16 protein-coding genes and 2 riboswitches are annotated in these 20,915 nt (G+C 66.3%); of the genes, 12 read left to right on the top strand and 4 right to left on the bottom strand.

The window, feature by feature from the left end:
* Positions 1–7: 7 nt before the first annotated feature.
* Together metG and CQ050_RS11635 are read right to left on the bottom strand one after the other, a co-directional pair.
* Positions 8–2,152 carry a methionine--tRNA ligase gene (metG, locus tag CQ050_RS11640; RefSeq protein WP_255410186.1) on the bottom strand — a complete coding sequence of 715 codons (2,145 nt, stop codon included), beginning with the start codon at positions 2,150–2,152 and terminating at the stop codon, positions 8–10.
* Between the two features lie 180 nt (positions 2,153–2,332).
* Positions 2,333–2,608, bottom strand: coding sequence for a hypothetical protein (locus tag CQ050_RS11635; protein WP_050448114.1), 276 nt, complete (start codon positions 2,606–2,608; stop codon positions 2,333–2,335).
* A 101-nt stretch (positions 2,609–2,709) separates the two neighbouring features.
* On the opposite strand from CQ050_RS11635, the gene apbC reads away from it, so the two are divergent.
* The 4 genes from apbC (at position 2,710) to dcd (ending at position 10,046) form a co-directional block, all read left to right on the top strand.
* Entirely contained in the window at positions 2,710–3,798 is a 1,089-nt protein-coding gene (apbC, locus tag CQ050_RS11630; protein WP_105556982.1) for an iron-sulfur cluster carrier protein ApbC, read from the top strand.
* Positions 3,799–3,801: 3 nt separating this feature from the next.
* Positions 3,802–5,700: an autotransporter assembly complex family protein gene (locus CQ050_RS11625; protein WP_105556981.1), complete on the top strand. Its 1,899-nt coding sequence runs from the start codon at positions 3,802–3,804 to the stop codon at positions 5,698–5,700.
* 56 nt (positions 5,701–5,756) lie between these two features.
* Complete coding sequence (locus CQ050_RS11620; protein WP_199196796.1) at positions 5,757–9,374, top strand: translocation/assembly module TamB domain-containing protein; 3,618 nt, start codon at positions 5,757–5,759, stop codon at positions 9,372–9,374.
* A 108-nt stretch (positions 9,375–9,482) separates the two neighbouring features.
* Positions 9,483–10,046, top strand: coding sequence for a dCTP deaminase (dcd, locus tag CQ050_RS11615; RefSeq protein ID WP_006226186.1), 564 nt, complete (start codon positions 9,483–9,485; stop codon positions 10,044–10,046).
* Between the two features lie 4 nt (positions 10,047–10,050).
* On the opposite strand, the gene CQ050_RS11610 is transcribed toward dcd, so the two are convergent.
* Entirely contained in the window at positions 10,051–10,902 is an 852-nt protein-coding gene (locus tag CQ050_RS11610) for a GNAT family N-acetyltransferase (RefSeq protein ID WP_105556979.1), read from the bottom strand.
* Positions 10,903–11,070: 168 nt separating this feature from the next.
* Here CQ050_RS11610 and CQ050_RS11605 point away from each other — a divergent pair, with 168 nt between their 5' ends.
* Complete coding sequence (locus tag CQ050_RS11605; protein ID WP_105556978.1) at positions 11,071–12,309, top strand: diguanylate cyclase; 1,239 nt, start codon at positions 11,071–11,073, stop codon at positions 12,307–12,309.
* 14 nt (positions 12,310–12,323) lie between these two features.
* Here CQ050_RS11605 and CQ050_RS11600 read toward each other — a convergent pair whose 3' ends face one another.
* Positions 12,324–12,842 carry a GNAT family N-acetyltransferase gene (locus tag CQ050_RS11600; protein ID WP_105556977.1) on the bottom strand — a complete coding sequence of 173 codons (519 nt, stop codon included), beginning with the start codon at positions 12,840–12,842 and terminating at the stop codon, positions 12,324–12,326.
* Between the two features lie 112 nt (positions 12,843–12,954).
* On the opposite strand from CQ050_RS11600, the gene CQ050_RS11595 reads away from it, so the two are divergent.
* The 7 genes from CQ050_RS11595 to gcvH all read left to right on the top strand — a co-directional run bounded on the left by CQ050_RS11595 (position 12,955) and on the right by gcvH (position 20,902).
* A complete protein-coding gene (locus CQ050_RS11595) occupies positions 12,955–13,407 on the top strand; it encodes a hypothetical protein (protein WP_105556976.1) in 453 nt (150 codons plus the stop codon).
* Positions 13,408–13,646: 239 nt separating this feature from the next.
* Positions 13,647–15,908, top strand: coding sequence for an arginine/lysine/ornithine decarboxylase (locus CQ050_RS11590; protein WP_105556975.1), 2,262 nt, complete (start codon positions 13,647–13,649; stop codon positions 15,906–15,908).
* A 22-nt stretch (positions 15,909–15,930) separates the two neighbouring features.
* A complete protein-coding gene (locus CQ050_RS11585) occupies positions 15,931–17,133 on the top strand; it encodes an NAD(P)/FAD-dependent oxidoreductase (RefSeq protein ID WP_105556974.1) in 1,203 nt (400 codons plus the stop codon).
* A 142-nt stretch (positions 17,134–17,275) separates the two neighbouring features.
* On the top strand, positions 17,276–17,890 hold the full coding sequence (locus CQ050_RS11580) for a superoxide dismutase (protein ID WP_105556973.1): 615 nt from the start codon (positions 17,276–17,278) through the stop codon (positions 17,888–17,890).
* A gap of 31 nt (positions 17,891–17,921) precedes the next feature.
* On the top strand, positions 17,922–18,815 hold the full coding sequence (locus CQ050_RS11575; protein ID WP_105556972.1) for a ZIP family metal transporter: 894 nt from the start codon (positions 17,922–17,924) through the stop codon (positions 18,813–18,815).
* 163 nt (positions 18,816–18,978) lie between these two features.
* A riboswitch (glycine riboswitch) is annotated at positions 18,979–19,075 on the top strand.
* A gap of 35 nt (positions 19,076–19,110) precedes the next feature.
* Positions 19,111–19,235: riboswitch (glycine riboswitch) on the top strand.
* An 89-nt stretch (positions 19,236–19,324) separates the two neighbouring features.
* The gene (gene gcvT, locus CQ050_RS11570) at positions 19,325–20,425 is read left to right on the top strand and encodes a glycine cleavage system aminomethyltransferase GcvT (protein ID WP_105556971.1); all 1,101 of its coding nucleotides are present in this window, start codon (positions 19,325–19,327) and stop codon (positions 20,423–20,425) included.
* Positions 20,426–20,524: 99 nt separating this feature from the next.
* A complete protein-coding gene (gene gcvH, locus CQ050_RS11565; RefSeq protein WP_006221737.1) occupies positions 20,525–20,902 on the top strand; it encodes a glycine cleavage system protein GcvH in 378 nt (125 codons plus the stop codon).
* Positions 20,903–20,915: the final 13 nt, after the last annotated feature.

Raw genomic sequence — 20,915 nt, 5'->3', positions numbered from 1 at the left:
TGCGCGATCAGCGCACGCGCATGCCGGGCTTGGCGCCCGGGAACGGTTCCAGCACGTAGATGCCGGCGTCCACGGCTTCGTCAGCGTGGCTGGCCGCCAGCACCATGCCTTCGGATACGCCGAATTTCATCTTGCGCGGGGCCAGGTTGGCCACCATGACGGTCAGTTTGCCGATCAGGTCTTCGGGCTTGTAGGCCGACTTGATGCCCGAGAACACGTTGCGGTGGCGGCCTTCGCCCACGTCGAGCGTCAGGCGCAGCAGCTTGGTGGAGCCTTCGACGTGTTCGCAATTGACGATCTGCGCGATGCGCAGGTCGACTCGGGCGAAGTCGTCGATGGAGATCGTTTCAGCCACCGGCTCGCCGCCAGGCACCACCACCGGGGCGGCGGGCGGTTCGAACAGGTCTTCCAGCATCTGCGGTTCGACGCGCTGCATCAGGTGCTTGAACGGCGCGACGCGCTGCGGCAGCACGGCGGCGTCGGCCCACGTGAACGGGGCCTGGGCGCCAAACAGTTCCAGCGCCACGCGCTCGGTCAGCGACGGCAACACAGGGGCCAGCATCACGGACAGGGCCTTGAAGCCCGCCAGCGAACGCGAGCAGATGTCCTGCAGCGCGGCTTTTTGTGCGTCGTCGGCGGTAGCGATGCCCTTGGCCAGGACCCACGGCTGCGCCGTGTCGAATGCCTGGTTGATGCCGTCGGCATAGGCCATGATTTCGCGGATGGCGCGGTTGTATTCGCGCGCTTCGAAGGCGGCACGGATGGATTCCGCCTGTTCGGCGTATTCGGCGGACAGCGCAGCGGTGTCGCCCGAATAACCCAGTGCGCCGTCGAAGTGCTTGGTGATGAAGCTGGCGGCGCGGCTGGCGATATTGACGTACTTGCCGACCAGGTCGCTGTTGACCCGCGCGATGAAGTCTTCGGGGTTGAAGTCCATGTCTTCGACCCGCGCGTTCAGCTTGGCGGCGATGTAATAGCGCAGCCATTCCGCGTTCATGCCGATTTCCAGGTAGCGCAGCGGCGAGATGCCGGTGCCGCGGCTCTTGGACATCTTTTCACCGCTGACGGTGATGAACCCGTGCACGTTCACGGCGTCCGGCGTCTTGCGTCCGGCGAACTTCAGCATTGCGGGCCAGAACAGCGCGTGGAAGTACACGATGTCCTTGCCGATGAAGTGGACTTGCTCGGTCGTGCCGTCGGGGTCCAGCAAGGCGTCGAAATCCAGGCCCTTGACCTCGCAATACGACTTCAGCGACGCCAGGTAACCCACCGGCGCGTCCAGCCACACGTAGAAGTACTTGCCCGGCGCGTCGGGAATCTCGATGCCGAAGTAAGGCGCATCGCGCGAAATGTCCCAGTCCCCCAGCTTGGCTTCGCCGTCTTCGGCGCCCAGCCATTCGCGGGTCTTGGCCAGCATTTCCGGTTGCAGGTGCTTGCCGCCGTGGGCGTTCGAGCCCGTCGTCCATTGCTGCAGGAATTCCACGCAGCGCGGGTCGGACAGCTTGAAGAAGAAGTGGTCCGACGACTTCAGCACCGGCGTGGCGCCAGTCAGCGCCGAGTACGGGTTGATCAGTTCGGTGGGCGCGTAGACGGCGCCGCAGACTTCGCAGGAATCGCCGTACTGGTCCTTGGCGTGGCACTTGGGGCATTCGCCCTTGATGTAACGGTCGGCCAGGAACATGCCCTTGACCGGATCGTAAAACTGTTCGATCGAGCGCGTTTCGATCAGGCCCTGGGCCTTCAGGGCGCGATAGATATCGTGGGACAGCGCGACGTTCTCGGCGGAGTCCGTGGAATGCCAGTGATCGAAACGGATGTGGAAGCCGTTCAGGTATTGCGGACGCTCAGCGGCGTAGCGGGCAACCAGCGCCTGCGGCGTGATGCCTTCTTTTTCGGCCTTCAACATGATGGGCGCGCCGTGCGCGTCATCCGCCCCTACGAAGTGCACCGTGTGGCCTGCCATTCGCATCGAACGGACCCAGATATCGGCCTGGATGTACTCCATGATGTGGCCGATGTGGAAAGATCCGTTGGCGTAGGGCAGCGCAGTGGTGACAAATAGGGTGCGAGACATGGTTGTCAGTAGAGGTTGAGGGGAAAAAGGGGTGTTGGCCGGCCATTTTAGGGCAACGGAGACGACTTGCCCGGCCAGGGGCGCGCCGGTGCCCGAAAACGACGCAACCCGCCTATCGCAACGCTGCGAAGGAGGCGGGTTGAAGGAATGCGGTTACAGGCCGGGCGCTGGCGGTCTGGACGCAGACGCCCGGGCGACACGCCATGCATTGGCCGGCTTGCGCCGCAGGGCGGCGCAAGCGCTCACGCAAAGCCGCCGTCAGCGGATTTCGCGGGCTTCGACGTCGATCACATCGCCGCGCGGTTGCGTGGCGAAGGGGGCGGTGGCGGACTGGAACGGACCCGGTCGGGCGCCTTGGCGCTGGCTCCAATAGGCGCGAACGCCGAAAGGTTTGCCGCGCACCTTGGCGACCACGTACAGGATCGCCACGGCGAGAGCCGTGGACAGCATGAAGACCAGCGCCATCGCCATGCCGATCAAGGCCAAGGCGGCGAATAGGACGGCACGGAAGAAGCGGATAAGTGTGTTGGTCATGAAGGTCGGATGCAAAACGCAGCGAAAGGTTCCCGTGTATCCGCTATCCTTTAGGGGACGGCGGCCCGCAGAAGCCGCGCTGCCTACGGAACCATAGTGACATGAGTATAACGATAGAACACATCCGCGCCGCTTTGCGCGCCGCGCACGACCCCAACACCGGACTGGACCTAGGCGTTTCTGTAAAAGATCGTGACATTCAACTCACGGGCGGCCGGGCCGCCCTGACGCTGGAACTCGGCTATCCGGCCGACAGCGTGCGCGATCAGGTCCGCGATATTGCCGTGGCGGCGCTGGCGGCCGCTGGCGTGGCCGACGCGCAGGTCACTGTTACCTGGAAAGTCGCCGCCCATGCCGTGCAGAAGGGCCTGAAGCCGCTGCCGAACGTGCGCAACATTATTGCAGTGGCCTCAGGCAAGGGGGGCGTGGGCAAAAGCACCACCGCCGTGAACCTGGCGCTTGCGCTGTCCGCCGAAGGCGCCAAGGTGGGCGTGCTGGACGCCGATATCTATGGCCCCAGCGTGCCGACCATGCTGGGTATTTCCGGCCGTCCCGAAAGCCTGGACAACAAAAGCATGGAGCCGCTGACCGGCCACGGCCTGCAAGCGAATTCCATCGGCTTCCTGATCGACGCCGATTCGCCCGCCATCTGGCGTGGCCCCATGGTGACGCAGGCGCTGGAGCAGCTGCTGCGCCAGACCAATTGGCGCGACCTGGATTACCTGATCGTCGACATGCCGCCGGGCACCGGCGACGTGGCCCTGACCCTGGCGCAGAAAGTGCCGGTCGTGGGCGCCGTCATCGTCACCACGCCGCAGGACGTGGCGCTGCTGGACGCGCGCAAGGGCTTGCGCATGTTCCAGAAGGTCGACGTGCCGATCCTGGGCGTGGTCGAGAACATGGCCATCCATATCTGCTCGCAATGCGGGCATGCCGAGCACATTTTCGGCGAAGGCGGCGGCCAACGCATGGCCGAGCAATATCAGACGCCGTGGTTGGGCAGCCTGCCGTTGACGCTGGCGATCCGCGAGCAGACGGACGCCGGCACCCCGACCGTGGTGTCGGATGCGGGCAGCGAAGCTGCCTCGCTGTATCGGGGCATTGCCCGGAAGCTGGCAGCGGGCGTCGCGGCGCTACCGCGCGACATGGCCGGAAAATTCCCGTCCATCGTCGTACAGCAACCGACCTGACGCATGCGGTGGGCAGCCCGCGCCTTCTTGGCTGGACTTTGCGTGGTATCGGGCGAGGCGCTGGCCAAACGTCCGGAGATCATCGTGGACCCCGGCGGCGTGCCGCCGGCCGCGCTGCAAGCGATCACCGAGGCGGTGGACGCGATCGCGCGGCTGGCCGAAGACCAGGATGGCGGTGAAATCAACCGGCTGCGCCGGCGCGCGCGCGACGCGACGCTGGCGGCCCTGGCAACCCAGGGCTATTTTTCGCCCACGGTAACGCTGGAATCCGGCACCGATATTGGCGGGGAAACCTGGGATATCGGCATCGTCTCCGGCAAGCGCACCACGGTGTCGGAAGTGGACCTGACGTTCACGGGCCGCATCACCCGCCCCGAATTCGCGCAACGCGTGCAGAAGCTGCGCGACGATTGGCAGTTGAAGGCGGGGCAGCCGTTCATCAACAGCGACTGGAACAAGGCCAAATCGAGCCTGCTGGACCAGGTCTCGACGCGCGACTTCATGCTGGCGCGCATGACCGCATCACAGGCAGACATCCAGGCGGATACGGCGTCGGCCGTGCTGCGCGTCACGATCGACAGCGGGCCGCAGGTCCGCATGGGCGAACTGAATACCGAGGGCCTGAAGCGGGTGCCCGACACACTCGTCCAGCGTTACGTGCGCTATTCCGTGGGCTCGGCCTACGACCAGAACCGGCTGGACACCTGGCAGCAAGACTTGCAGTCCACCGCGTTTTTCCGTGGCGCGTTCGTCTCGCTCGAACAACCGGGGGGCGCGCAGCAGCAACCGGCGCAAGACGTGAAATCGGACCGGGCCCGCGCGCCGGGCTCGACCGATCTGGCCGCGGCGACGCCCGCAGGCGACCCGTCCGTGTCCGGCGCCGTGCCGCCGCCCCCCGCCGCCTATGATTCCGACGGCGAGGTGACGCTTCCCGTGCAGGTGCGCGTGGTCGAAGCGCCGCCCAAGCGTTTCACGGCGTCGCTGGGCGTGGACGACGAAGCGGGCGTGCGCGTGGAATCGCTGTACCGGCAGAACGTGGTGTTTGGCCAGCCGGTCACCATGGAGACGGGTTTCAGCGTGGACCGGCTGCGCCAACGCGCCTATGCCGACTTCCTGTTGCCGCCCACCGCGCGCGGCTACAAGGATTCCTTCGGCGTGCTGGCCGACCATTCCGATATCCAGGGCCTGGACGTCACGCGTTACGCACTGGGCGCGACGCGCCTGCAAGAACGCAAGGGCGCGGGCGACAGCCGGGTGGAATACGAAACCCGCTGGGGCCTGCTGCTGGCGCAGGATCACGTGAAGATCGACGGCGGCGACGAATACACCTTGCCGACGCTGACCGCCACGGCCGAGTGGCTGCGCCGCGATGTGGATAACAAGTATGACCCGCGCGAAGGCCACCTGATCGCGGTGGGCGGCGGCGTGGGCGTGACGCTGGACACGGGCGAGCCCTACACGCGGGCCCGGTTGCGGGCCCAGAAATGGTGGCCGATCGGCAAGCTCGACGTGCTGACCGTGCGGGGGGAAGTCGGCCGGGTCTGGTCCAGCAGCAAGGTGCAGGTGCCGGACGATTTCGGCTTCCGTACCGGCGGCGCGCGGTCGATCCGGGGCTATAAGTACCAGAGCATCGGCGTGCAGCGCGACAACGCCGTCGTGGGCGCGCCCACGCTCGTCGTGGGCAGCGTCGAATACGACCACTATTTCAATGAACGTTGGGGCATGGGCGTGTTCGTGGACGCCGGGGATGCCGCGGAATCGTTTGGCGACATGTCGATGGCGGTCGGCTATGGCGTGGGCGCCCGGGTGCGCACGCCGGCGGGCCCGTTGTTCCTGGACCTGGCCTACGGCCAGCGTGAACGGGACCTGCGTCTGCACTTTTCGTTGGGGATCGCGTTTTGAAGGTGTTGCGCAAACTCCTGCGCCAGATCCTGGTTTGGTGGTTGCCGGGCCTGGCGATGCTGGCGCTGCTGGCCAGCGGATTCCTGTTCTGGCTGGTGGGGTCCCAGAACGGCACTCGTCTGCTGTTGACGACGGCTGCCCAGCAATTGAACGGGCAGGCGCTGGCGGTGAACGGTTCGTTGTTGCGCGGCGTGTCGGTGGGCAAACTGGACCTGGATGTGGGCGGCACCCGGATCGACATCACCGATCTGCATCTGGACGTGCATTGGCGTGCGCTGGGCGACCGCCTGCTGCATGTGCGCGACGTCTCGGCGGGGTCGGTGCACGTGACGCTGAGCGCGTCGCCCGAGACGCCGCCCGAGGAAGACGACGGCACGCCGTTCACGCTGCCGTCGCTGCCGGTGGACATCGCCGTGGACCGCGTGGCGCTAGGCGACTTTCAACTGGATCAGGACGGCCAGCCGCTACCCGTCACGTTGGGCGATCTGAACGCCACCTTCGCGGCGGGCAAGCAGGGAGCGCAGTTGCGCATTGCCACCCTGCGCGTGGGCCATGAGGTCGGACAGGCGGAGGTGTCGGGCCAGGCCGACCTGCAGGGCATGGCCGATCCCTGGCCGTTCACTGCGCGATTGGATGTGACCGCCCGGGGTTCGGGGCCGGATTCGCCGCTGTGCCAGGCGGACAAGCTGAGCGGTGTGTTCGACGCGCGCCCGGCAAACGCCAATATTAAGGCGGACCCCAAGACCAAAGCCGACCCCAAGGGCAAGCCCGATCCCAAGGCCGCCAAGCCGTCCGAGCCCGTCGGCCCGCCCGCGCCCGCTTGCCAGGTACTGCTGCGCGCGGACGCCGCGGGTTCCCTGGACGGCATCCAGGCCAAGCTGGACGGCGTGGGTTCCGGGTTGCTGCTCGAGGTGGTTGCCGACCTGGCGCCACGCACGGCGCTGGTGTTGCGCAGTGCCCGCGCCAATGCGCAACTGCCCGATAAATCAACGCTTGCCGCGCAACTCGATCTGCAGTCCGATGCTGCCCAGGGCGCGGGCCGCGACCGCATCGTGGGCACCATCAGCGCCCAGCGCCTGGATCTGGCGCCCTGGCTGGGCGAGGCCATTCCGCCCGCCGTGCTGACCGTGCGCGGCGACGTGCAGGCCGATATTGAAAACCTGAGCCAGTTGCGGCACGCCGCCGTCGACTTGCGTTTCGAAGACGGCACGCGCTGGAACAAACAGCCCCTGACCGGGGCATTGAAGGCGCAGGTCGACCTTGCCGCGCCGCAGGCCCCGACGCCGGGCGCGGCGACGCCTGCCGGTAGTGCCGAGCCGGATCCGCTGGCCGGCTTGCGCATTCACGGGCTGGACGTGGACGTGAAGCTGGGCCGCAACCGGATTCAGGCCAAGGGCGAACTGGACGCCAAGGACGGTTCCCTGGCCCTTGACGCCCAGGCGCCCCAATTGGACGCCTTCTGGCCCGGCATTCCGGGCGGCGCTGAAGTCAAAGCCAAATTGGCGGGCACCATGAGCGCGCATCGCGGCGAGGTGACCGCCGGCTACACACCCGCCAAGCCGCGTGCCGGGGTGCTGGGGCAGGCGCCGGCCAAAGCCAACATCGTATTTACCGGCGCCTGGGGCAAGGGCGCCGCCGGTCAACCCGATGCGGCGTTGCAGGGGTGGCGCGGGGCATTTTCCAAGCTGACGGCCGACACCGCCGGCTTTACGGTGACGGCGGACCGGCCCGTGACGCTGGCCTATCTGCCGTCGGCCGTGGCGCCGCAGTGGCAATGGCAGGTCGGCCAGACCGCCTTGAGCCTGACCTTGCCTGGCAAGGAACGCCTGACCCTGGCGCACCAGGGGTCGCGCGGCGGCGGCAAGCGCTGGGAAACGGCTGGCCAGGCCGATAACCTGGTCATCACGGCCGCCATGGCCCGCCAGGTAATCACCGCCGTCGATCCCGAGTCGGCCTCGAAATTGGGCAAGGGGCCCAGCCGCGTGAACGCGATGGTTCCCGAGGGCCAGCGCCGCATCGCGCTGGACGTGCTGTGGGACCTGAAATTCGACGGGCGGCTGGGTGGCAAGGCACGCATCGCGCGGCGCGATGGCGATTTGCTGATTCCGGGCGATCCCCCCATCCCCTTGGGGGTGAAGGCGCTGGTGCTGGACGTGACCGCCACGCCCACCTCGGCAAACGCCAGCCGGCTGGACGCCACGATCAATCTGGCGACCAACAAGATGGGCACCGTCAACGGCACCGGTTCGGCCGTGCTGGTCGTGGACGCCAAGGGCGGCATGGCGCTGGACGCGCGCCAGCCCCTGCGCGCCAAGCTGGATGCCGATATCGCCGACCTGGCCTGGGTCGGCCTGTTCGTGGGCGATTCGATGGAGGTCGGCGGCACGGTCAAGGCCAACCTGGAGGCCCAGGGCACCCTGGCGGGAAAGTGGGCCGCCAGCGGCACGATCCGGGGCGACAAGCTGCGCGTGGTGCGCATCGACGATGGCGTGCGCCTGATCGACGGCACTTTGTCCGCGCGTCTGGACGGCGACCGGCTGGTGCTGGACAGCCTGCGTTTTCCGGCATCCCTGCGGGTGATGCCCGCGGAATGGCGCACCAAGGAATGGATCACCACCAATCCCGAGGCCAAGGGCGGCTATGCCGAGGCCCGCGGCCAGTGGAACATCATCGACGGCGGCGGCGATATCAAGCTGACCTTGCACCGGTTCCCGGCGCTGCAGCGCTCGGACCGCTACGCCATGGTGTCCGGCGTCATCGACCTGAAGGCGGCCATGCCCCGCATCGAGATCGTGGGCGACCTGAAGGCGGACGCGGGCTGGTTCAGCCTGGAGATCCTGCAAGGCGTGCCCTCGCTGGACGACGACGTCAAGGTGGTCCGGGCCGGGCAGGACCCGGCCGCGGTGTCGACGCCGTTGCAGACCAGCATGAACCTGAAGTTCGACATGGGGCCGCGCTTCTATATCACCGGCATGGGGCTGGACGCCGGTTTGTTGGGGTCGATCCAGATCCTGCTGAACGAGGGCCGCTTGACCGGCGTTGGCCAGCTACGCACGCGGGGCGGCGGCATCGAGGCATATGGCCAGAAGTTGCGGCTAAGCCGGGGCACGCTGACCTTCCAGGGGCGTTTGGACAATCCCCTGCTGGACATCGAGGCGCTGCGCACCGGTGAACAGGTGGAGGCGGGCGTCAAGGTCGTGGGCACCGCGCAACGTCCCCGGATCGACCTGGTGTCGTACCCGGACGTCAGCGACGTGGAAAAGCTCTCTTGGCTGTTGCTCGGCCGGGGCCCGGACGAAAGCGGCAGCGACGCGGCCCTGCTGGTGTCGGTCGGCACGGCGCTGCTGGGGGGCGGTCAGCCGTTCTACAAGCAATTCGGGCTGGACGATGTCAGCGTGCGGACCGGCAACATCGGCAGTTCCGGCAGCATCCTGCCGGACCGTACCGTCGCCGGCGACGTCAATCGGGACAGCGACAGCCAGTTGGCAACCCAGTTCCTGGTGGCCAGCAAGTCGTTCGCCAACGGCATCACGCTGAGCGTCGAACAGGCGCTGGCAGGCAGCGACACGGTCGGACGGGCCAGCTACCGGCTGGCGCGTGGCCTGTCCGTGGACCTGAAGGGCGGTTCCGTCAACGGTATCGCGCTGGTCTACCGGACTTTCTGGGGGAACTGAACGCCGGCGGGCGGGGCGGGATAAAGGCGTCCCGCCCCGTCCGCCGGCGGGTCGGGCGCGCTCGGGATAAAATGAGGCCCATTCCTTCCCCTTAGCACCATTCCCACCATGAGCATCAAAAGCGACCGCTGGATCCGCCGCCAGGCCGAAGCCGGCATGATCGAACCCTTTGAAGCGGGTCAGGTCCGCACGGCCAATGGCGGGCGCATCGTCAGTTACGGCACCAGCAGCTACGGCTACGACGTGCGTTGCGCCGACGAATTCAAGATCTTCACGAACATCAATTCCACCATCGTCGACCCCAAGAATTTCGATGAAGGCTCGTTCGTGGACTTCAAGGGTGATGTCTGCATCATCCCGCCGAACTCGTTCGCCCTGGCCCGCACGGTCGAATACTTCCGTATTCCGCGCAGCGTCTTGACGATCTGCCTGGGCAAGAGCACCTACGCGCGCTGCGGCATCATCGTCAACGTGACGCCGCTGGAACCCGAATGGGAAGGCCACGTCACGCTGGAATTCTCGAACACCACGCCGCTGCCCGCCAAGATCTACGCCGGCGAAGGCTGCGCGCAAATGCTGTTCCTGGAAAGCGACGAAGTGTGCGAGACGTCCTACGCCGACCGCGGCGGCAAGTACCAGGGCCAGCGCGGCGTCACGCTGCCGCGCACCTGATCCGTCAGGCGCCCTGGCCGGGCGCCGGGCGCAGGTAGTCGATATCCCACTCGGTTTCACCGGCCTGGATAAACCCGTGCCGCAGGTAGAAGCGGTTGGAGTCGCTGCCGCGCAGCGCGCCCACGGATACCGGCAGCCCCCGGCTGTCGGCATTCTGCAGGATCCGGCGCATGACCTCGCTGCCCAGGCCTTTTCCTTGCGCGGACGGCGCCACGTACAGGTGGTCCAGCCGCAAGCCCTCGCCGTCCGGCCGCAGGGCGTAGAACCCCACCCGTTGTCCGTCGTGCTCGATCGCCCAGGTATGTTCGGGGTCGAAGGTGCTGCGCAGCCGGGCCCGCGCCCGTTCCGGATCGAAGCGGCCCAGGCGCGTCAGGCTGTCCCGCATGGCGTCGATCCGCAGGTTCGCCAGGGCGTCGAAGTCCGCTTCCGACACCGGCCGGTACTGCGTTGCGCCGCCTGCCAGTTCGTCGTAGCCCCGGCCCAGGAATTGCAGGATGCAGATGCCGTGGCCGTACGGGTCGCTCAAATGTGCGATGCGGCCCCAGGCGTGCGAGACGGCCGGATCTTCCAGGTGGGCGCCGGCCGCGACCGCCTGCTCCACGGCGCGATCCACGTCTTCCACCACCACGTCCAGATGCACGGGCGTCCAGTGCCGCGCGTAGTCGCGCGTCTGCCGCGCCGCGCTGGCCGCAGGCGTGCCGGCGGCCTTTTCCAGCAGATAGATGGGCGCATCGGCGCCCAGCATTTCCGCCGCGTTCGGGCCCAGCCGCCGATGCAAGGTCAATCCGAAAGCGCGCTGATAGAAGCCGATGGCGTGTTCAAGATCGGGGACGTCGATGTTGATCAGGATACGCATGGGTGTTCCTTCAAGGGGGTAGAAACCATATCACGGGCCCGCTGCGGCATGCGGCCCGGCCGAGCCGCGGCGCGCGCTAAAGAAATCCACTGGCTTGGCCGTAAAAAGAATATATGTGTTTGCCGATTTGGCGACGTCATCTCTGCAAGCTGAGCAAGGCCCGACCCCGTGCGTTACCCCCATATTCCCTGGCTGCCCCTGTTGTTTTATCCCGCGCTGCCAGTGGCGGCCGCGGTTGGCCTGATGCTGTGGCGCGATTGGCCGCCGGCGCTGACGCTGATCGTGCCATTCGTGCCGTGGGTGATGGCGCTGATCGGCGCGGCCATCTGCCTGATGTACCAGCGTTCGCAAACCCTGGCGTTGATGCTCTGCGCGCTGGCCGCCGCCGCCGTCTGGCCGACGCTGGCGCGGGAAGCGCCGTGGGCGCTGGGGCCGGCGCTGGCGTGGTGGTCCGTGGCCTATACGATCAACGCGCTGTGGTCCGAGCGGTCAAGCATGCTGTTGGACATGGCCGCGCGCCTTGGGCTGATGGCGGCGGGCGTGGCGGTGATCGCGCTGGTCGGCCAGGACGGTCTGGCCGACGTCTTCGTGACGCTGGCGGTGCAGGGAAAGCTGGCGCGGCTGGGCGTGCCGGTCGAAGCCCTGGTGGCGCTGCTGCTGACGGGGCTGACGCTGACCTTGCTGCTGTTGCGTTACGGGCGTCCCCAGCAAGCCGGGCAATGGCTGGGCTTCGTTTGCATGGCGTGGGCGTTGCCGCGCGGTGCGGAGCATCCGGTCGAACTGGCCCTGATGTCGGCCGCGGCGCTGACGGCGCTGTGCATTTCGCTGGCACATGAAGGCTTCCACATGGCGTTCCGTGACGAGTTGACCGGCTTGCCGGGCCGGCGTGCGCTGAATGAACGTCTGCAGCGCATGGGCCGCGTCTACACGCTGGCAATGGCGGATGTGGATCACTTCAAAGTCTTCAACGATACGCACGGGCACGATGTAGGCGACCAGGTGCTGCGCATGGTGGCGTCGCAATTGCGTCGCGTTCCCGGCGGCGGCCAGGCGTACCGCTACGGCGGGGAAGAGTTCACGCTGGTGTTTCCCGGCAAGACCGCGGCGGAAAGCATGCCGCACCTGGAGACCGTCAGACGCGCCATCGAGGCCTATCAAATGCGGCTGCGCGACAGGCCGGCCCGCCCCAAGGCGGACCAGGCGGGCCAACGCCGGCGCGGGTCGCGGGGAGGGCGCAACGCGCGTCCGTTGCGGGTGACGGTCAGCATCGGCGTGGCCGAGCGCGGCGACGCGCTGCGGGCCCCGGACGCGGTGATCAAGGCGGCGGACCAGGCGCTATACAAGGCCAAGGACGGCGGCCGCAACCAGGTGTGCGCGTACGGTATCCGGCGCAAGGCCGGGGCCTGAATCAAGGCGCTGCGCTACCTGCCTGACAACGCCAGCGCCATCAGGGTTTCGTCGTAGAGTTGCCCGTTCACGCAAAGCGCTTCGCGTTCCGTGCCGTATTCCATGAAGCCCAGGCTGGCGTAAAGCGCCGCCGCGGCGACGTTGTTGGCGGTCACGCTCAATTGCACCTGCCGGATGCCGCGCATGGTCTGCGCATGCGCGATGGCCGCATGCATCAGCAGCCGGCCCAGGCCGTGCCCGCGTTGGGCGGGGGCGACGTACATGCTCCAGATGTGCGCTTTGTGGCGCATCTTCAATTTGCGCTGGCGGCCCACGCCGACCATGCCGGCAAGCGCGTCGTCGGCAAACACCCCGAACATCGCGCCGTCATCCAGCGGCGTGATCCACCCCCGGATATCTTCCAGTGTCAGCGTGTGTTCCTCTTCGTAACTTGATCCGAACGATTCGGGTGTTTCCACCAAGGCGTCCAGGCGCAAACGGCGCAGGGACGGGGCATCCGGGGCGGTCAAGCGTCTGACAAGCGGGGCGGGCATGGGCGTAAGTGTTGGGAATACGGAACGGTCGAGGGGGATTCGGGCAGTATAGGCGGGCCGGTTGCCTATAATGGGTACATTGCCGCTTGCGGTTTTCACAAAGGAGCCAATGATGTTCGGTTTCCTCAAGATAAACCAGGACGCCAAGCGCGACGAAGTGCAGGAAGAGTTCGTCGCTCGTGTGGCGGATGCCGCGCAAGACTTTGTACAAGCCGCCAGCTCCACGGGCGCGGTGTTGGACTATTCCCTGTCCAGCGTCCACGCGCTGGATGACGCGCTCGAGGCCGCCCACGTCGGGACCTTGCCTCTTACCCCCATGCAGACTGTCGGCGCCGCCGCCTACCTCTACGAGATCGGGCGCCGCGCGCACGGTGGCCTCTACGAGGTCTGCGACGACGAAGACCCGGTCGTGCTGGTTTGCGGCGACCCCGGGTTCGAAGTCTGTTTTGGCGCCATTGCCAAGGTCGAACGGCGCATCCGGTACGGCGCCTCCGAGGCGATCCCCGCCTATTTCGAGCTGTTCACGGCGGCCCTGCAGACGGGCGAAGCCCAGACGATCCGCTAGGTTTGCTCCCCCGCCGCCGTTGCCGCTGTGCTGAAAGCGCCCGCTTTTGGCGCGATGACAACGGCTGTTCAGGCCTTCTGGGGATTTCCCTTAGGACTGTAAGAAAAACAGCCCTACAATTCCGCCATTCCCGCCTCCCCGGCGGGTGCTCGCGCCGTCTGTCATCAGGCGGATTTTTACTAGAAGTACATTCGCGCCGCGATAAGCGTCCGATCCCGTCTTGCCCCAGGAGCGCCTGCATGAAATTCCGCTTCCCCATCTTCATCATCGACGAGGACTACCGTTCCGAGAACGCGTCCGGTTTGGGTATCCGTGCCTTATCTGAAGCGATCGAGGCCGAGGGCGTCGAGGTGATCGGGGTGACCAGTTATGGCGACCTGAGTTCGTTTGCGCAGCAGCAAAGCCGCGCCAGCGCCTTCATCCTGTCGATTGACGATGAAGAGTTCGACGTGGATTCGCCCGAGGACGTGGCCAGCGCGATCAAGAACCTGCGCATGTTCATCGGCGAACTGCGCTTCCGCAACGCCGACATCCCCATCTATCTGTATGGCGAGACGCGCACGTCGGAACACATCCCGAACGACATCCTGCGCGAGCTGCACGGCTTCATCCACATGTTCGAGGACACCCCCGAATTCGTGGCGCGCCACATCATCCGCGAAGCGCGCAGCTACGTGGATTCGCTGCCGCCGCCGTTCTTCCGCGAACTGGTCAAGTACGCGCAAGACGGTTCGTATTCCTGGCACTGTCCCGGCCACTCCGGCGGCGTGGCGTTCCTGAAGAGCCCCGTCGGACGCATGTTCCACCAGTTCTTCGGCGAGAACATGCTGCGCGCCGACGTCTGCAACGCCGTGGACGAACTGGGTCAGTTGCTGGACCACACCGGCCCCATCGCCGAGTCCGAACTGAACGCCGCGCGCATTTTCCATGCGGACCATTGCTTCTTCGTCACCAACGGCACGTCCACGTCCAACAAGGTCGTCTGGCACGCCAACGTCGCTGCCGGCGACGTGGTGGTGGTGGACCGCAATTGCCACAAGTCGATCCTGCACGCCATCACGATGACGGGCGCGATCCCGGTGTTCCTGCGCCCCACGCGCAACCACCTGGGCATCATCGGCCCGATCCCGCTGGAAGAATTCCACCCGGACAACATCCGCAAGAAGATCGAAGCCAACCCCTTCGCGCGCGAAGCGGTGAACAAGAATCCGCGCATCCTGACCTTGACGCAAAGCACCTACGACGGCGTCATCTACAACGTGGAAATGATCAAGGAGCAGCTCGGCAGCTATGTCGACACGCTGCACTTCGATGAAGCGTGGCTGCCGCACGCCTCGTTCCACGAGTTCTATCAAGACATGCACGCCATCGGCCAGGACCGCCCGCGCAGCCACGACGCGATGGTCTTCGCCACGCACTCGACGCACAAGCTGCTGGCCGGCATCTCGCAGGCCTCGCAGATCATCGTGCAGGAATCCGAGACCCGCAAGCTGGACCGCAACGTCTTCAACGAGGCGTACCTGATGCACACGTCGACCTCGCCGCAGTACGCGATCATCGCGTCGTGCGACGTGGCCGCCGCCATGATGGAACCGCCCGGAGGCACCGCGCTGGTCGAGGAAAGCATCCGCGAAGCGCTCGACTTCCGCCGCGCCATGCGCAAGGTGGAATCCGAGTTCGGCAAGAACGACTGGTGGTTCAAGGTCTGGGGCCCGAACCGCCTGGTGTCCGAAGGCATCGGCAACCGCGACGAATGGATCCTGGAAGCCAACGACCACTGGCACGGCTTCGGCGAAATGGCCGAAGGCTTCAACATGCTGGACCCGATCAAGGCCACGGTCATCACCCCGGGGCTGGACATGTCGGGCAGCTTCGGCGAAACCGGCATCCCCGCCGCGCTGGTGTCCAAGTACCTGACCGAGCACGGCGTCGTGGTCGAAAAGACTGGCCTGTACTCGTTCTTCATCCTGTTCACCATCGGCATCACCAAGGGCCGCTGGAACACGCTGTTGACCGCCTTGCAGCAGTTCAAGGACGACTACGACCGCAACCAGCCGCTGTGGCGCATCCTGCCGGACTTCTGCAAGGTCCATCGCCGCTACGAGCGCATGGGCCTGCGCGATCTCTGCCAGGAGATCCACGAGGCCTACCGCGCGCGCGACGTCGCCCGCCTGACCACCGAGATGTACCTGAGCGACATGGTGCCGGCGCTGAAGCCGTCGGACGCCTTTGCCCGCATGGCGCACCGCGAAGTCGAACGCGTCGACATCGACAAGCTGGAAGGCCGCGTGACCGGCGTGCTGCTGACGCCGTATCCCCCGGGCATCCCGCTGCTGATCCCGGGCGAACGCTTCAACCGCACGATCGTGCAGTACCTGCAGTTCGCACGCGAGTTCAACGAGCGCTTCCCCGGCTTCGAGACCTACATCCACGGCCTGGCCGACGAAGTGGGCCCGAATGGCGAAAAGCGCTACTACGTCGATTGCCTGATCGAAGAGTAAGACCTGCGGGTCTGGAGTCCTGATGTTTGATGTAGCCGTACTCGGCGCCGGCGCCGCTGGCATGATGTGTGCAGCGGTGGCCGGCCAGCGCGGCTTGCGCGTGGTGCTGGTCGACCATGCCGACCGCCTGGCGGAGAAAATCCGCATTTCGGGCGGCGGACGCTGCAATTTCACGAACATCGGCGCCGGACCTGCCAATTTCCTGTCCGACAATCCGCATTTCTGCCGCTCGGCGTTATCGGCCTATACCCCGCAGGATTTCCTGGCGCTGATGAAGCGCCACCATATCGCCTGGCACGAAAAGCACCGCGGCCAGCTCTTCTGCAACGATTCCAGCGAATCCATCATCGACATGCTGCGCGCCGAATGCGACGCGGGCAATGTGCAATGGCGGATGGGCTGCCCGGTGTCCGAGATCGGGCACGGCGACGCGGGCTTCGAACTGCGCACCGGCCAGGGCGTGATCCGCGCGGCCAAGCTGGTCGTGGCGACCGGCGGCATGGCGATTCCCCAGCTGGGCGCCACGGATTTCGGCCTGAAGATCGCGCGGCAGTTCGGCCTGAAAGTGGTCGAGCCCCGGCCCGCGCTGGTGCCGTTGACCTTCGACCCCGCGCAATGGCAGCCGCTGTCCGAGCTGTCGGGCGTGGCGCTGGAAGTCGGCCTGCACACGGGGCAGGGCAAGGCGCGCGGCGAATTCCTGGAAGACCTGCTGTTCACCCATCGCGGGCTGTCCGGGCCGGCGATCCTGCAGATTTCCAGCTATTGGAAACCCGGCGAACCCATCGTGATCGACCTGGCGCCGGGCCGCGACCTGGCCGAAGAACTGCTGGCGTCCAAGTCGGGCAACCGGCAGCAACTGCACACGGTGCTGGCGGGCCTGTGGCCCAAGCGGCTGGCTGATCGCTGGTTGCATCTGGCGGAGCAGGGCGGCAAGCCGGGCCTGGCCGCGTTGCGCCTGGCCGACGCGCCAGACAAGACGCTGCGTGCGCTGGCGCAGGACATCCATCAATGGTCGCTGGTGCCCAGCGGCACCGCTGGCTACAAAAAGGCCGAAGTCATGCGCGGCGGCGTGGACACGCGCGGGCTGGACCAAAAGTCGATGCAGGCAAAAACCACGCCGGGCCTGTATTTCATCGGCGAAGCGGTCGACGTCACCGGCTGGCTGGGCGGCTACAACTTCCAGTGGGCCTGGGCATCGGGCGTGGCCTGCGGCAAAGCGCTGTAGGACTGGCGCCCGGCGCATAGCCGGGCGCTATGGCACGAATTGCGACAATACCATTGTGATATCAAATAAAAATACATATCATTTATGTTTTCGATATTGACTTGCGCCTTCCCTCTGGAGGGCGGGTCCACCGGAGACATGCATGGCCTACACCCTTCCGACCCTGCCGTACGCCTATGACGCCCTGGAACCTCACATCGACGCGATGACGATGGAGATCCACTACAGCAAGCACCATCAAACGTATGTCACCAGCTTGAACGCGGCGCTGGACGGGGCTGGGATCAGCACCGACGAGCCCGTCGAAGCGCTGGTGGCGCGGCTGGACCAACTGCCCGAATCCATCCGCGGCGCGGTGCGCAACCACGGCGGCGGCCACGCCAACCACAGCCTGTTCTGGTCGGTCATGTCGCCCGAAGGCGGTGGCGAGCCCGACGGCGCGCTGGCGGCTGCCATCGACTCCGAACTGGGCGGCCTGGCCGCCTTCCGCGAAGCGTTCACCAAGGCCGCGCTGACCCGCTTCGGCAGCGGCTGGGCCTGGTTGTCCGTGACGCCAGCCGGTAAGCTGGTCGTCGAAAGCAGCGCCAACCAGGACAGCCCGTTGATGCAGGGCAACACCCCCATCCTGGGCCTGGATGTGTGGGAGCATGCCTACTACCTGAAGTACCAGAACCGCCGCCCGGAATACATCGGCGCCTTTTACAATGTCGTGAACTGGCCCGAAGTGGCTCGCCGCTATGCGGCCGCGAAGGGCTAACGCCATCTCTCTCAAGGAGGGTAGCGGCCCTATGAACACTTTCAGCCGTCATCGCGTGCGGCCCGCGGCCACCAGCATCAGCGTGTGGACGCTTGCCGTCCTGGTGTCCTGCCTGGCGTTGCATCAGCTCTGGGCGTACCTGGACGTGCGGGCGCCGCATGTGGCGGATGCCCTGCTGGGCGGCTTGGTGGCCGCGGCCGCCACGGCGCTGGGCACCTTGCCCATTCTGTTCGCCCGCACCATCCCGCAAAAAGTGCAGGACAGCATGTTCGGCTTCGGCGCCGGGGTGATGCTGGCGGCCAGCGCATTCTCGCTGGTGGCGCCGGGCATCGAGGCGGCCGAGTCCCAGGGCATGGGCCCGTGGGGCGCCGGCCTGACGGTGGGCGCCGCCATCCTGCTGGGGGCCGCGGTCCTGCTCGTCATGGACCGGACCTTGCCGCACGAGCACTTCATCAAGGGCCGCGAAGGCATCGAGGCCCATCGCCTGCGCCGTACCTGGCTGTTCGTGTTCGCCATCACGCTGCACAACCTGCCCGAAGGCCTGGCCATCGGCGTGGGCTATGCGGGCAGCGACCCCGTGCGCGGCACGGCGCTGGCCACCGGCATCGCCATCCAGGACATCCCGGAAGGGCTGGTGGTGGCCGTGGCGCTCCTGGCCGCCGGCTACAAACGCGCCTTTGCCGTGGCGCTGGGCATGTTGTCCGGGCTGGTTGAACCGCTGGGCGCGGTGATCGGCGCCGCCATCGTCGGGTTCTCCGCGGCAATGCTGCCCTGGGGCCTGGGTTTCGCCGCCGGCGCCATGCTGTTCGTCATCAGCCACGAGATCATCCCCGAATCGCACCGCAAAGGGCACGAGGTCTATGCCACTTGCGGTTTGATGATCGGCTTCGTGTTGATGATGCTGCTGGACACGGCGTTGGGCTGACCCGGCCATGTGGCAGAAGGGGCGGCGTTGGGGGCAGCGCCTCCCCGCCGGGCCGCCCCAAGGGGAAAAAGCCCCCTCGGGGGGCAGCAAGCACGCGTAGCGTGCGCGGCGTGGGGGCCTTTCCGGAGGACTTCTTTTCGTTGTATGCTTGGCGCCGCTGTCACGCATGTTTGCGGGAGAGAGCGGCCTATCAATACGGGCCGCCGCCGAAGGCGCAATTCGCCCAGAATCGCTCAGGTAACCGATATCGCACATGCTTGCCCTGTCCCGGCCTTCTTGCCGTGTGGACGGGGCAAAACAGTACTCTGGAGAGACCTGGCGCCGCCCCTGAACTAGGGACATAGCGCGTAGCCCAGGCGCCGAAGGTGCAAACCCGCCACGCGCGGGGCAACTCTCAGGCAAAAGGACAGAGGGGCGGAAGATTCAGCCGTAGCCGCGCGGGCGTCGTCCGCCTGCCGCGACCGGCATTCCGTAACCCTGGCAACACTGCCGTCCCGGAGTTTCCGCGCATGTCCGCAACCCTCAAACGCACCCCGCTTGCCGAAGAACATATCGCCTCCGGCGCCCGAATGGTCGATTTCGGCGGATGGGACATGCCTTTGGCCTACGGCTCGCAACTGGAAGAGCACCACGCGGTGCGCCAGGACGCCGGCATGTTCGACGTGTCCCACATGCTGAACGCCGACGTCGTCGGCCCGGACGCCTTTGCCTTCCTGCAGCGGTTGGTCGCCAATGACGTGGCCAAGCTGACCGTGCCGGGCAAGGCGCTGTACACCTGCATGCTGAACCCGCAGGGCGGCGTCATCGACGACCTGATCGTCTACTTCTTCGCCGCGGATGAATGGCGCGTGGTGGTCAACGCGGGCACGGCCGACAAAGACATGGCCTGGATGCAGCGCGTGAAGCAGGCCGGCAATTTCGATGTCACCGTCACCCCGCGCCGCGACCTGGCCATGGTGGCCGTGCAGGGCCCCAACGCCCGCGCCAAGGTCTGGGCCGCCCGCCCGGCATGGCAAGCCGCCACGGAACCGCTGACCCCGTTCGTCGCCGCCATCGTGGGCGACGACACGCTTGTCGCCCGCACCGGCTATACCGGCGAAGACGGCTTTGAAATCGTGTTGCCCGCAGCCGATGTCGTGCAACTGTGGCGCGATCTGGCTGCCCAGGGCGTGCGTCCGGCGGGCCTGGGCGCGCGCGACACGCTGCGCCTGGAAGCCGGCATGAACCTGTACGGCCAGGACATGGACGAGCTGACCCACCCCAACCAGGCCGGCCTGACCTGGACGGTGTCCCTGAAGGATGCCGAGCGCCACTTCATCGGCCGCGACGCACTCGAGCAGTTCGCCACGCCCGCCACCTTCATCGGCCTGAAGCTGCAAGAGCGCGGCGTGATGCGCGCCCACATGGCCGTGCGCACGCCGGCCGGCACGGGCGAGCTCACCAGCGGCACGATGTCGCCCACGCTGGGCGTGTCGATCGGTTTTGCCCGCCTGCCGCAAGGCGTGCGTCCGGGCGATACGGTCGAGGTCGATATCCGCGGCAAATGGGTGCCCGCCCAGGTCTGCAAACTGCCGTTTGTCCGTAACGGCAAAGCCGTCGAACACTCGTAAACTCGAAGCTTCGCGCGTGCACCGGCCCGGTCTGGGCAAGCGTCGCCCGCGCGAGGCGCGCAACACCATTCATCTACCCGCATTCCCTCAGGAGTTCCCATGAGTCTGCCCACCGATCGCAAGTACACCCAGTCCCACGAATGGGTCAAAGCTGAAGGCGACGTGTTCGTCGTCGGCATTACCGACACCGCCCAGGATCAATTGGGCGATCTGGTCTTCGTTGGCGACGTGAAGGTCGGCGCCAAGCTGAACGCGGGCGAAACCGCTGGCGTGGTCGAATCGGTCAAGGCCGCCTCGGACATCTATGCGCCCGTGGCCGGCGAAATCGTCGCTTTCAACGATGAGCTGGAAAACAACCCCAGCCTGATCAATGAATCGGCCTTCACCGCCTGGATCTTCAAGATCAAGCCGGTTAACGCCGCCGATGCCGACAAGCTGCTGGACGCTGCCGGTTACGAAGCCGTCGCCAACGGCTAAAGCGGTCCGAGGC

The organism is Achromobacter sp. MYb9 (assembly GCF_002975275.1).
Taxonomy (GTDB): Bacteria; Pseudomonadota; Gammaproteobacteria; order Burkholderiales; family Burkholderiaceae_B; genus Achromobacter.
The sequence above is the reverse complement of the archived record's forward strand: the minus strand, read 5'-3'. Positions and strand labels throughout refer to the sequence as shown.

Excerpts from the sequence above, each read along its gene's own strand:
- CQ050_RS11595 (WP_105556976.1), top strand. The coding sequence starts at position 12,955 with ATGTTCGGTTTCCTCAAGATAAACCAGGACGCCAAGCGCGACGAAGTG.
- CQ050_RS11575 (WP_105556972.1), top strand. The coding sequence starts at position 17,922 with ATGAACACTTTCAGCCGTCATCGCGTGCGGCCCGCGGCCACCAGCATC.
- gcvH (WP_006221737.1), top strand. The coding sequence starts at position 20,525 with ATGAGTCTGCCCACCGATCGCAAGTACACCCAGTCCCACGAATGGGTC.
- CQ050_RS11625 (WP_105556981.1), top strand. The coding sequence starts at position 3,802 with ATGCGGTGGGCAGCCCGCGCCTTCTTGGCTGGACTTTGCGTGGTATCG.
- apbC (WP_105556982.1), top strand. The coding sequence starts at position 2,710 with ATGAGTATAACGATAGAACACATCCGCGCCGCTTTGCGCGCCGCGCAC.
- CQ050_RS11635 (WP_050448114.1), bottom strand. The coding sequence starts at position 2,608 with ATGACCAACACACTTATCCGCTTCTTCCGTGCCGTCCTATTCGCCGCC.
- CQ050_RS11600 (WP_105556977.1), bottom strand. The coding sequence starts at position 12,842 with ATGCCCGCCCCGCTTGTCAGACGCTTGACCGCCCCGGATGCCCCGTCC.
- CQ050_RS11585 (WP_105556974.1), top strand. The coding sequence starts at position 15,931 with ATGTTTGATGTAGCCGTACTCGGCGCCGGCGCCGCTGGCATGATGTGT.
- gcvT (WP_105556971.1), top strand. The coding sequence starts at position 19,325 with ATGTCCGCAACCCTCAAACGCACCCCGCTTGCCGAAGAACATATCGCC.
- CQ050_RS11610 (WP_105556979.1), bottom strand. The coding sequence starts at position 10,902 with ATGCGTATCCTGATCAACATCGACGTCCCCGATCTTGAACACGCCATC.
- dcd (WP_006226186.1), top strand. The coding sequence starts at position 9,483 with ATGAGCATCAAAAGCGACCGCTGGATCCGCCGCCAGGCCGAAGCCGGC.
- CQ050_RS11580 (WP_105556973.1), top strand. The coding sequence starts at position 17,276 with ATGGCCTACACCCTTCCGACCCTGCCGTACGCCTATGACGCCCTGGAA.
- CQ050_RS11590 (WP_105556975.1), top strand. The coding sequence starts at position 13,647 with ATGAAATTCCGCTTCCCCATCTTCATCATCGACGAGGACTACCGTTCC.
- CQ050_RS11620 (WP_199196796.1), top strand. The coding sequence starts at position 5,757 with ATGCTGGCGCTGCTGGCCAGCGGATTCCTGTTCTGGCTGGTGGGGTCC.